Raw genomic sequence first — 11,425 nt, forward strand, 5'->3', positions numbered from 1 at the left:
CCGGTGGTCGACGGCCAGCGCCTCGATGGGCAGCCGCGCGGCCGAGCGTACCGATCCGACCGCCTCGTCGGCGGCTGTTTCGCCCGCCGCCGGCCACCAGCGGCTGGGTGATCAGCTCCAGGTCGGCGTGGCGGGTCACGGCCGGAGCGGGATTGGTGGTGTAGCCGGGCGGGGGCGGCTTGTTGAAGATCGGGTTGGCGCGGGGGCTGATGGCCTCCTCGGGGTGGAAGGTCCAGTGGAAGTCCCGCTCGCCGTCGCTGGGGAGTACGTCGACGGCCAGCACGGAGCGGTCGTTGTGGATCAACGCGCTGATCTTCAGGCTGCCGGCGGCGGTGGTGATGGTGCCGGTCAGCTCGGCGTTCCACAGGTCGAGCCGCCAGTCGACGCCGGTGATCGCGCCGACGGGCTCCAGCGTGAGGTGGCCGATGGGCAGGCGGGCCAGGCCGAACAGCGCGCCGTACTCGGGACGGTGGTCCTGGACCTCGCTGTGCTGCACGTTGAAGCGCACGGCGTTGGCGTCCTGCTGCGCGTAGATGCCGGAGCCGAGGAAACCGTTGCCCAGGAACGGACCCTCGTACCAGGTCCGCGGCATCCGCTGCCACACCAGGTCGGCCTCGGCCAGGAAGCTCTTCCAGTCGATCTCGTCGCGGAGCAGAGGGGAACCGCCCAAGCCGCCGAACGCGCTCCCGGCCAGGATGCCCCCGGCCTTCAGCAGGTCTCGCCGATTCATAGGGTGCCCCTCATCGTGGATAGATCGGATGTGTTAGGCACCCATGACGGTATTTCCGCCCCAGATCACGGTCAAGACCCTGTAAAGATCCGAGCGTCTCAAAGCTGCAACCGTTTGCCGCTAGGCGTTGACGTAATGTTACGTCCCAATTAACGTCCTGAGTTAAGTATTTTGCCCGGTTCATGGACGGACACCCCCGCATGAGTACTCTCAGCAGACGAGGATTCCTCCAAGTCGGCGCGGCCGCCGCGACTCTCGCGCTGGCCGGCTGCGCCGGAGGCGGAAGCTCGGGTGCCAGCCTCCAGTTCGCCTGGTGGGGCAGCACGGCACGCCATACCGCGACGCAGAAGGCCATCGACGCCTTCAAGAAGAAGAAACCCGGTGTCCAGATCAAGACCCAGTTCTCCGGCTGGGACGGGTACTGGGAGAAGCTGGCCACGCAGACCGCGGGCGGCAACGCCCCCGACGTGATCCAGATGGACTACTCCTACCTGGGCGAATACGCCAGGCGCGGCAGCCTGCTGGACCTGGGCCCGTACGTCGGCAAGGGCCTGGACCTGTCCGGCTTCGAGCCCGACGTGGTGAACGCGGGGAAGATCAACGGCAAGCAGTACGCCGTGAACTTCGGCATCAACTCCATGTCTCTCATCGTCAACAAGAGCCTGGCGGCCGAACGCGGGGTGGAGATCCCCGACACCTTCACCTGGCCCGAGTACGGCGAGCTGGCCAAGAAGCTGGCGGGCAAGGGCGTCTTCGGCACCGAGGACGGCGCCCAGGACGGCGGCGCGCTGGAGAACTGGCTGCTGGAGCGGGGCAAGATGTTCTTCACCGCCGACGGCAAGCTGGCCTACGACGAGAACGACCTCAAGGAGTGGTTCACCTTCTGGGACGGTCTGCGCAAGGCCGGCGCGGCCACGCCGCCGGAGGTCCAGGCCACCGCGCTGGGCGACGTGCAGAACAGCCTGGTCGCCACCCGCAAGGCGGTCATGGACTTCGCCTGGTCGAACCAGCTCACCGCCTACATGTCGCTCACCAAGGACGAGATCGGCATCCACGCCTTCCCGACCGGCGACAAGCCCGGCCAGTACTACAAGCCCTCCATGCTCTTGACCGTCAGCGCCGCGAGCAAGGCCAAGGACGACGCGGTGGCGCTGGTCAACGCGCTGGTCACGGACGCGGACGTGGCCGGCCGGCTCGGCTCCGAGCGCGGCATCCCGCCCGCGACCGCGATCCGCACCGCGCTGCGGCCCAAGGCGTCGCCGTCCGAGCAACTGGTCTACGGCTACATCGACTCGATCAAGGACAAGGTCGGCCCGCTCCCTCCACCGCAGCCGCTCGGCGCCGGTGAGCTGCACAACAAGGTGCTCATGAACATCAACCAGCAGATCGGCTTCGGCAAGCTGACGATCGATCAGGGGGTGTCCCGATTCTTCGAAGAAGCCGGACGAGTGCTCAAGTAGAGGGACGTTCGGCCTACCTGTTCCTGCTGCCGTGGTTCGCCGGTGTGTTGCTGCTGACCGGCGGGCCCATCCTGGCCTCGCTGGCGCTGTCGTTCACCGACTTCGACCTGCTCACCCCTCCGTCCTTCGTGGGGCTGGACAACTACGCCAGGATGCTCACCGACGACCCGCACTTCGTCAACGCCGTGCGGGTCACGCTGATCTACGTCGTCTTCTCCGTGCCGCTGACCGGCGCGTTCGCGCTGCTGGTCGCGGTGCTGCTGAACCGGCCCATGCGGGGCACCGGGGTGTACCGCGCCGCCTACTACCTGCCGTCGCTGCTGGGCGGCAGTGTCGCGGTCGCGATCCTCTGGCGGCAGATCTTCGGGGCGGACGGCCTGATCAACGACGGCCTGCGCTATTTCGGGATCGTGGGGCCGAGCTGGATCTCCACTCCCCAGTACGCGATCTACACGCTGATCGTGCTGCACATCTGGCAGTTCGGCTCGCCCATGCTGATCTTCCTGGCCGGGTTGAAGCAGATCCCCGCCGAGCTCTACGACGCCGCGGCGGTGGACGGCGCCGGGCGGGTACGCGCGTTCTTCCGCATCACGCTGCCCATGCTCAGCCCGATCATCTTCTTCAACCTGGTCCTGCAGACGGTGAACTCCTTCAAGGCGTTCACCCCCGCCTTCATCATCAGCGGCGGCACCGGCGGACCGGCCGACTCCACGCTGTTCTACACGCTGTTCATCTACCAGGAGGGCTTCGGGAACTTCCGGATGGGCTACGCCTCCGCGCTGGCCTGGGTGCTCCTCCTGGTGACCGCGGCCTTCACCGGGCTGGCCTTCCGTTCCGCGAGGTACTGGGTTCACTATGCCGACTAGCCGCCGCTGGGCCGTCCACCTGCTGGTCGTGGTGGGCGCGCTCGTCATGCTCTATCCGCTGTTCTGGCTGATCAGCGCCTCGTTCAAGCCCAATGACGAGATCTTCACCGATCCCGGGCTGGTGCCGCAGACCGTGGTCGCGGACAACTACGCCACCGGGTGGACCGCGCTGGGAGTGCCCTTCAGCGGGTTCTTCGCGAACTCGTTCCTCATCGCGGGGGCGGCCGTGATCGGGAACGTGATGTCGTGCTCGATGGCGGCCTATGCCTTCGCCCGGCTGAGTTTCCGGTTCAGGAAGCTCTGGTTCGCGATCATGATGATGTCGATCATGCTGCCGATCCACGTGCTGATCGTGCCGCAGTACACGCTGTTCAAGTACCTCGGCTGGGTGGACACGTTCCTGCCGCTGATCGTGCCGAAGTTCCTGGCCGTGGACGGGTTCTTCATCTTCCTGATGGTGCAGTTCATCCGGTCGCTGCCGCGCGAGCTGGACGAGGCGGCCCGCATCGACGGGTGCGGACCCGTCCTGGTGTACTGGCAGATCATCCTGCCGTTGTCGCGGCCCGCACTGATCACGACCGCCATCTTCACCTTCATCTGGACGTGGGACGACTTCTTCAGCCAGCTCGTCTATTTGAGCGACGTGTCGACCTATACGGTGCCGCTCGCGCTCCGGGCGTTCCTCGACTCCAGCGGCGGCTCCTCCTGGGGCCCGATGCTCGCGATGGCGGTGCTGTCGCTGGTCCCGATCCTGGGCTTCTTCCTGATCTTCCAGCGTCGCATCACCGAGGGCATCTCGACCACGGGCCTCAAGGGCTGAGGTGCGGCGGACCGCGTCCAGCGGTCCGCCACACCGGCGTTTCTCAGCGGGCGCAGGTCGTAAGGCCGGGCCGCCAGCGGCAGGCGATGGCCGCGAAACCGCCCTCGGCCGGGACCTCAACCGCCAGTGTGCCGCCGTGCACCACGTGCGCCTCGCGCACGAGACCGTCGGCGCCGTCCCTGGTCACCTCGACGAGCCAGCGCCCCCGCAGGAAGCCCGTCGGCACCTGGAGCGTGCGGGCCGCCCCGGAGACTCCGGCGCCGATGAACCAGCGGTCGCCGCTGCGTCTGGCCATCACCGTGTGGTCGGCCGGCCTTCCGGACAGCAGCCGCGTCTCGTCCCACACGGTGGGCACCTGGTCGAGGAAGCGCTCGGCCTCGGGCCGCGCCCGGTAGGCCTCCAGCGACCCGGCCAGGTTCGTAAGCCCCGACTCGAACACCACCGACAGCGCCAGCTCGTGAGCGTCGGAGGTGGGCCGGCTGGGCCGCTGGAAGGCCATCGGCGTGTAGTCCATCGAGCCGATCTCGTTCCTGGTGTACGGCAGGGCCGCCAGGTGGCTGGTGGTCAGGTTCGACGACTTCTCCGCGCCGTGCACCCCTTCCATGCTCATCACCTGGGGCCACGTCCGGTTGATCCCCTTGGGCACGGTGGAGCCGTGGAAGTTGACCATGAGCTGGTTGTCGGCCAGGTCCCGCAGCGTGCCGTCGTACCACTGCAGCCGCTCCTGCGCCTCGGAGTCGATGAAGTCCAGCTTGACACCCTTGACACCCCATTGGCGCAGCAGTCCGAAGCGCTGGACGCGCTCGTCGTGGGTGTCGAAGTCGGAGAAGCGCAGCCACACCATGATGCCGACTCCGTGGGTCCTGCCGTACTCGACGAGCTGGGGGATCCAGGTGAAGTCGGCTGTCCGATCCGTCCAGGCCCGCTCGCCGGTGACCGGATCGTCGTACCAGCCGGCGTCGACCAGCACGTACGGCCAGCGGTGCTGCGAGGCGTAGTCGACGAACTCCTTCTGAGCCGCCAGGCTCTGCTGCACGCCGCGGCCACCGGCCAGCCAGCTCCACAGCACCTTGCCCGGCTTGATCCACGAGGTGTCGGCGAGCCGGGAGCCGGGCGCGAGGTCGTCGACGAGGGTGGACTCGGTGACGGTCGCGAGGTCGCCCGTGACCATGACCCGCCAGGGCGTGGTCAGGCCGTGGTCGTAGGGCACCCGCGCGTCCCAGAGGGCGATCTTGTAGGTGCCCTGGTCGCTCACCAGGTGGGGACCGGTGTAGGAGCCGTTCAGCGCCGATTCGGCCAGCAGGAGGTAGTTCTGGCCGACCCCGAACAGGGCGGGCATCTGGTATTCGGCGGGGGGGACGTCGGCGTACTGGATGAACGGGTTCTCGTAGTCGCGGCGATGCCCGGCCAGCCAGGCGGTGGCCCCGGCCGGAACGGCGAACGCCGAGGCCTCGCCGAGGACGGCGCCCGCGCCGGGCAGCTCGTAGCGGTAGGCGACGCCGTCGCGGGCGGCCCGGACGACCAGGTCGAGCCTGGCCTCGCCGCGGGTGAAGCGGAAGCGGGTCTCGTTCATCACGGACAGGCGATCGAGGCGCTTGCCCGCCGTGGTGGAGTACTTCTCGACGACCGGGCGGCTGGAGCGACCGGTCAGGCTCAGGCCGGTGGTGAGGTCGGCCTGTTCCGTGGTGACGCCGAGCGGGCTGGGAGCCAGCACGGCCGCTCCGCCCCGCGACACGGCCACGGAGGGGCGGCCCTGCGTGTCGAGGTGGACGGTGGCGACGGGGCCGCCCGCGGGGGCCTTGATGGTCCAGGTGTCGGCAGGGGTGACGGGGGCTGTCAGCAATCCGGCCAGCAACGCGCCGGTGAGTAGCCAGTTCAACAGGTGCCTCCCGAAGGCTGGGGGTTGCAACCGATTGTAGCCGTAATTAACTTCTTCAAGAATTAAATTCGCCCGATGTCGCCGCGACCGCGGTCAAGGGGCTTGACAGAGGCGGTCATCAGATTAGATCTTCTCATTCATCAGATGAATCCCTCCGCAAGCCCCCCCAACCGGAGGCAAGATGTCGGAAAATCCCACCACACGGCGCACATTCCTCGGAGGTCTTGCCCTAGGCGGTGCCGCTGCCTCCGCCGTGGTCGCGACCTCCCCCACCGCGTGGGCACAGGCCGCGCCGGAGGCGAGCGACGCGTACGGCGACGTCCTGCGTGACGCCGCCATGATCTGGAAGCGGCTGCCCAGCGGCTGGCAGAACGGGCCGTTCCTGGGCAACGGGTTTCTCGGCGTGCACCTCTACAACAAGGGCGGCGAAGGCAACGTCCTGCGCTTCATGCTGAACCACTCCCTCGTACAGGACCAGCGAGGGCAGTGGGAGGCGGCGATCGGGTACTCACGGCTGCCCATCGGCTACCTGACACTGACCTTCGCCGGGACCATCACGGCGGTGGACTGGCGGCTGGACCTGGAGCGGGCCGAGCTGACCGGGACCGTGACGACCACCCTGGGCGGCGTCCGGTTCAGCGCGCTCGTGCTCGACCATCGCAGTGTGCTGCTGGTGTCCACGACGCCGAGCGCCGGAGAGGAGGGGGTGGCGTGGGGATTCACGCCGCTGCCCTCCCATACGACCAGGACGATCCGGCTCCCGCCCGAATACACCGGCAATCCCGAACCGGTGGTCGCCGACGGGCACGTCGAGCAGTCCATGCAGGCCGGAGGCGGCTACACCACGGCCTGGCGCGAGGTCAGGAACGGGACCGGCCGGGTGCTCGCGGCCACCATCGCCTACGGATACCCGGACTCGACCGGGGCCGAGGAGGCGGTACGGACCGTGCGCCGGGTGCTCGACGGGAACCCGGAGGCGCAGGTCAAGGTCCACCGGCTCTGGTGGCAGCGGTTCTACCGGCGCAGCCTGGTGTCGGTCCCGGACAAGCTGCTGCAGCGCTTCTACTGGATCCAGCTCTACAAGATGGCCTCGGCCACCAGGGACGGCGCGCCGGTGGTGACCGAGTGGGGGCCGTGGTTCCCCGAGGTGGGCAACAGCTGGACCAACATCTGGTGGAACCTCAACGTCCAGGTCTCCTATCCCATGATCAACGGCTCGAACCACCCGGAGCTGGACGCGGTAACGACGACATTCCGGAAATATCGCGAAAATCTGGAGCTCAACGTGAATCCGGGTTATCGCGATGGGAAGTCCTACGCGCTGTGCCATCCGGGCGACCGCATGCTCAGACCGGGGCCGCGCTACGTCGGCGTGCCCGGCGTGAGCCCGAACGACCACACCGGCAACCTCACCTGGGGCATGCACAACGTCTGGCTCGCCTACCGCCACACCATGGACGACCGCGTGCTGCGCGAGGTGCTGCACCCGATCCTCACCGGCGCGATCACCTACTACGACCGCTTCCTCGTCGAAGGCTCGGACGGCAAGCTGCACCTGCCCGAGACACGCTCCCCCGAGTACGCGAACGCCTCCGACGCCACCTACGACCTCTCGCTCATCCGCTGGGGCTGCCGCACCCTCCTCGACAGCGCCGACCGGCTACGCCTCGACGACCCGCGCAAGGCCCGGTGGCAGGAGATCCTCGCGCGGCTGGTGCCGTACCACCGGAACGAGCAAGGGGTGATGATCGGGGCGAACGTGCCGCTGGCGGATTCGCACCGGCACTACTCGCATCTGCTCTGGCTGTACCCGCTGCGGGAGTCGCTCGACAGGCTCAGCTTCGACCACTGGACGAGCATGCGCGAGCGGTGGCACGGCTACAGCTTCGCGGCGGCCTCCTCGATGGAGACGCTGTTCGGCAACCCGGAGGAGGCGCTGTCCTACCTGCGTTTCTTCATCGACGGCAACATCGTGGACAACTGCGCCATCACCCCGAACACGATGTACAGGGAGGGGAGCAATCTGGCCGTCGAGAGCCCGCTGGCCGCCGCCCAGTCGGTGCTGGACATGCTGCTCCAGAGCCACGGCGGCGTGGTCAAGGTGTTCCCGGCGGTCTCCGCCACCTGGGCCGACGTCTCGATCGAACGGCTGCGCACGCAGGGCGCGTTCCTGGTGGACGCCTCGCGCGGCGAGGGGCGTACAGACTGGATCAGGATCCGCAGCGAGGCGGGCGAGCCACTGCGGCTCCAGCACGGCATCACGGGCCCGTTCGAGGTACGCGACGAACGCGGCAACCGCCTCCCCTACCGGGGAACGGACACGATCGAACTCCGGCTGCGCAGAGGGGCGACGGCGATCATCACCAGACAAGGCCGAAGCCCCTCAAAGCCACGAGACGTCCCGGCCAACGGCAGCGCGCCCGCGTGGGGACTCCCCTAGCCGGACGGGAAGCGCCCCGTGCGGCTCGGCCTCATCGTCGTGTGCGCGTCTCACGCTCGCGGCGGACGGTCGGTCTCCTGCCCTTGATCGTGGCCTGCCGGAGGGCCGCGATCACCTCGTTGGCCGCAGCCTGCGGCACCTCCACCAGCGAGAACCGGTCGGCGATCTCGATCGCGCCGATGTCGCGGCCGCTCAGGCTCGACTCGCCGGCGATCGCGCCGACCAGGTCCTGTGGCCGGATGCCCGCGCTGCGCCCCACGCTGAAGAACAGCCGCACCATTCCACCCGCCGGGGCGCGACCGTGTCGCGCGCCGTCCGGGCCGGCGTCCCGTTGCTCACGCCGCTTGTCCATGGTCCGCGGGGCCACCTCGGGAATCTCCTGCTCGTCCAGCGCGGCCCCACTGGCCTGGTGCGCCAGCTTGACGGCGGCGAGCGCCACTTCCATGAGGTCGAACTCATCGGTGAGCGACTCGACCACGACGTGGAACGGCTCCAGGTCGTCCTGCAGGAGGCACTCCTCCAGCGCGGCACGGGTCAGTTCCATCCGGCGCGCCTGCAGGTCGGCGACGGTCGGCAGCCGCTCCACCGTGATCCGCTGCTTGGTCACCCGCTCGATCGCCTTGAGCATGCGGTGCTCGCGTGGCTCCACCAGGGTCAGCGCCACCCCCTCGCGGCCGGCGCGGCCCACCCTGCCGATGCGGTGGACGTACGCCTCGGGCGCGGACGGGACGTTGTAGTTGACGACGTGCGTGAGTTGTTCGACGTCGAGGCCTCGCGCGGCCACGTCGGTCGCGATGAGCAGGTCGGCGGTCCCGGCCCGCAGCCGGGACATCACGCGATCGCGTTGCTCCTGCTCCATCCCGCCGTGCAGCGCCTCGGCACGGTGTCCGCGCCCGTTCATGGTCTCCGTGAGCTGGTCGACCTCGTCACGGGTGCGGCAGAAAATGATCGCAGCCGTCGGCGCCTCGATGTCGAGAAGGCGGCCGAGCGCTGCCGGTTTGTGCGCCCTGGCGACCAGGTACGCGCTCTGCTCCACCAACGGCGTGGCCGCGCGCCCCTCCGCGGACGCATGCCCCATTTCCAGCCGGACCGGGTCGTGCAGGTGACGGCGGGCGATCCCATCGATGCGCGGCGGCAGCGTCGCCGAGAACAGCACGGTCTGGCGATCCTCCGGGGTCTCCGCGAGAATCGCCTCGATGTCGTCGGCGAACCCCATGTCGAGCATCTCGTCCGCCTCGTCCAGCACGACCGTGCGCAGACCCCGCAGGTCGAGCGATCCCCGGCCGATGTGGTCGAGGGCCCGCCCCGGTGTCGCGACCACGACGTCCACACCGCGCTTGAGCGCCTGCAACTGCCGGACGATGGGCGCTCCACCGTAGATCGGCAAGACCCGGGTCCCGAGCGTGCGGCCATACCGATGGAACGCCTCCGAGACCTGAATGGCCAGCTCACGCGTGGGCACAAGCACCAGCGCCACCGGCCCGGCGTTGTCACCGGGGTGGGACATGCGCTGAAGCACGGGCAACGCGAACGCCGCGGTCTTCCCCGTGCCCGTCGCCGCCTGCCCGAGCAGATCACGCCCCTCCACCAACGGGGGGATCGCCTCTGCCTGGATCGGAGTGGGCTCCTCGTATCCCAGAGCGGACAGCACATCCAGGAGCTCAGATCGGAGCCCCAGATCGGCGAAGGTCGCCTCGCCGCCGGTTGCGTTCATGGTCATCGCCGACTCCTCACGAACTTCCACAATTACCTCGATATCCCCGCCGCCGGTCCTCTCCTGGGAAGAGTCTCGATGCACCCAAACCCCTCCCCCGCCGACGACAGGCCAGAACGGGAGCATAAGGGGTGCGGACTCATCCCCGCCCAGCACGGCAGTCGTCGCCGTCCCACCGGGGGCGATATCGCAGCTCTATCCTTGCAAAGGGCCGGGAAACATCTCGAGGCGGCCTTCGAAAGCGGGTCCGCGGCTGAATCGTCCAAGACACCCCGTCACCACACGTCGACGTCCACGCCGATCGCGACGGTCCGCAGGGCGCTGAGCGCGAGCCAGGTGCGGGTGTTGCCGTCCATGCCGTATTTGTCGGGCTCGCCCATACCGGGCAGCAGGTCGAGCACGGCGCTGACGTGGCCGCACTCGATCGCGTTCCGGAGCACCTGGGCGGTCTCGCGGCGCTTCGCCGCCTTGGGGAGTTTGGCCAGCCCGGCGTGCTGGGCGGCGAGGTCGGTCAACTGGCCGAAGGTCGGGCCGGTGGGCCTGCCCTCGGCCGCGATCCGTTCGGCCACGGGCAGGTCGTCCTCTACCCAGGACTGGTTGATGTCGCCCCACAACCGGAGCAGCTCCGGCTGCCCGTAGATGGTGAGCGCGCGGGCCGCCGTCCAGCCGTCGAACCAGCGCACGCCATTGGCATGCGGCTTATGCGTGCGCGTCCGGCGGCCCGGTGACCGAGCCCTCGTGCATCGCCACGATGACATTGCGCAGGAAGTCCGACTCGCCTCCGTAGACGAACGCGCGCCTGCCCTCGGGAGCGAAGGCCATGCCCGACGGCCTGCCGGAGGCGAGGAAGAACGCGTCGGCGATCGGCTCGTTGGCGGTGCCGAACGGGTCCTACACGCCGGTCGCGTTGGTGTTGTACTCCAGCGCGATGCGCGTGCCGTCCGCCGACCACTGGAGGCTGCGCGCGTAGTCTGGGAAGCCGATGCCCCCCAGGATGCCGTCGATCGCGTGGACGCAGCGGCCGGTGGCGACCTCGAAGAGCTGCAGGACACCGCCCCGGTCGTAGTCGTCGCCGGTCCCGCCGCCGACCGCGAGGTGGCGGCCGTCCGGGCTGAGCGCGTGGCCGTTCAGCGGGCCGTGGTGCACGTCGGAGTGGCGTAGCAGCGCGCCCGCGGCGCGGAGCCGGGTGGTCGCGAGGCGATGCGCGCCGGTGACGCCGTGGGCGTGCTCCAGAGCCTGGAGGGCGTCCCGTAGCGGCACGGTGTCGCGCTCCGGGGAGAACGCGGACCAGTCGGCGTTCTCGAGGGTGTCGAGGGCCTGGTCGGGTCGCATCCGCTCGTCCGGGAGGCCGGTGAACGGCGGGGACGGCGGCGGAGTGCCGGGCTCCCGGCCGTCGAGCACGGCCGATCGACCGTAGTGGAGATGGCCGGCATTTCGCCTCTTGTTCGGCGGTTATGCCGGCGCACGGCGGTCCTTGCCGCGGATCTCGCCCTCTACCGGCCGATATTCTGCCCGC

At 68.9% G+C, this 11,425-nt stretch carries 10 protein-coding genes; 5 read left to right on the plus strand and 5 right to left on the minus strand.

The window, feature by feature from the left end; genetic code table 11:
* Positions 1-182: 182 nt before the first annotated feature.
* The 4 genes from AB0F17_RS49470 (at position 183) to AB0F17_RS49485 (ending at position 3,876) form a co-directional block, all read left to right on the plus strand.
* Positions 183-533: a hypothetical protein gene (locus tag AB0F17_RS49470; RefSeq protein WP_358038631.1), complete on the plus strand. Its 351-nt coding sequence runs from the start codon at positions 183-185 to the stop codon at positions 531-533.
* A 397-nt stretch (positions 534-930) separates the two neighbouring features.
* Positions 931-2,190 (plus strand): extracellular solute-binding protein, encoded by a 1,260-nt coding sequence (locus tag AB0F17_RS49475; protein WP_358038634.1) that lies wholly within the window; start codon positions 931-933, stop codon positions 2,188-2,190.
* Positions 2,157-3,056, plus strand: a complete 900-nt coding sequence (locus AB0F17_RS49480) for a sugar ABC transporter permease (protein WP_358038711.1) — start codon at positions 2,157-2,159, stop codon at positions 3,054-3,056. Before AB0F17_RS49475 ends, AB0F17_RS49480 begins: the two co-directional genes overlap by 34 nt.
* Positions 3,046-3,876, plus strand: a complete 831-nt coding sequence (locus AB0F17_RS49485) for a carbohydrate ABC transporter permease (protein ID WP_358038637.1) — start codon at positions 3,046-3,048, stop codon at positions 3,874-3,876. Before AB0F17_RS49480 ends, AB0F17_RS49485 begins: the two co-directional genes overlap by 11 nt.
* 43 nt (positions 3,877-3,919) lie before the next feature.
* Here the strand turns inward: AB0F17_RS49485 and AB0F17_RS49490 are convergent, their stop codons facing one another.
* The gene (locus AB0F17_RS49490; protein ID WP_358038640.1) at positions 3,920-5,755 is read right to left on the minus strand and encodes a glycoside hydrolase family 97 catalytic domain-containing protein; all 1,836 of its coding nucleotides are present in this window, start codon (positions 5,753-5,755) and stop codon (positions 3,920-3,922) included.
* A 253-nt stretch (positions 5,756-6,008) separates the two neighbouring features.
* Here AB0F17_RS49490 and AB0F17_RS49495 point away from each other — a divergent pair, with 253 nt between their 5' ends.
* Entirely contained in the window at positions 6,009-8,195 is a 2,187-nt protein-coding gene (locus AB0F17_RS49495) for a glycoside hydrolase family 95-like protein (RefSeq protein WP_358038643.1), read from the plus strand.
* 31 nt (positions 8,196-8,226) lie between these two features.
* Here the strand turns inward: AB0F17_RS49495 and AB0F17_RS49500 are convergent, their stop codons facing one another.
* From AB0F17_RS49500 to AB0F17_RS49515, 4 genes are all read right to left on the minus strand, one after another.
* Positions 8,227-9,915, minus strand: coding sequence for a DEAD/DEAH box helicase (locus AB0F17_RS49500; protein WP_358038645.1), 1,689 nt, complete (start codon positions 9,913-9,915; stop codon positions 8,227-8,229).
* Positions 9,916-10,184: 269 nt separating this feature from the next.
* Positions 10,185-10,592, minus strand: a complete 408-nt coding sequence (locus AB0F17_RS49505) for a hypothetical protein (RefSeq protein WP_358038647.1) — start codon at positions 10,590-10,592, stop codon at positions 10,185-10,187.
* 16 nt (positions 10,593-10,608) lie between these two features.
* Positions 10,609-10,731, minus strand: a complete 123-nt coding sequence (locus AB0F17_RS49510) for a hypothetical protein (protein WP_358038650.1) — start codon at positions 10,729-10,731, stop codon at positions 10,609-10,611.
* Positions 10,732-10,800: 69 nt separating this feature from the next.
* Positions 10,801-11,310: a hypothetical protein gene (locus tag AB0F17_RS49515; protein WP_358038653.1), complete on the minus strand. Its 510-nt coding sequence runs from the start codon at positions 11,308-11,310 to the stop codon at positions 10,801-10,803.
* Between the last annotated feature and the right edge of the window lie 115 nt (positions 11,311-11,425).

The sequence above is a fragment of the Nonomuraea sp. NPDC026600 genome, from assembly GCF_040638335.1.
In the GTDB taxonomy this organism is placed as follows: Bacteria; Actinomycetota; Actinomycetes; order Streptosporangiales; family Streptosporangiaceae; genus Nonomuraea.

What these genes read in the sequence shown, in the direction of transcription:
- AB0F17_RS49500 (WP_358038645.1), bottom strand. Translation starts at nt 9,915, where the DNA reads ATGACCATGAACGCAACCGGCGGCGAGGCGACCTTCGCCGATCTGGGG.
- AB0F17_RS49510 (WP_358038650.1), bottom strand. Translation starts at nt 10,731, where the DNA reads ATGGCCTTCGCTCCCGAGGGCAGGCGCGCGTTCGTCTACGGAGGCGAG.
- AB0F17_RS49485 (WP_358038637.1), top strand. Translation starts at nt 3,046, where the DNA reads ATGCCGACTAGCCGCCGCTGGGCCGTCCACCTGCTGGTCGTGGTGGGC.
- AB0F17_RS49475 (WP_358038634.1), top strand. Translation starts at nt 931, where the DNA reads ATGAGTACTCTCAGCAGACGAGGATTCCTCCAAGTCGGCGCGGCCGCC.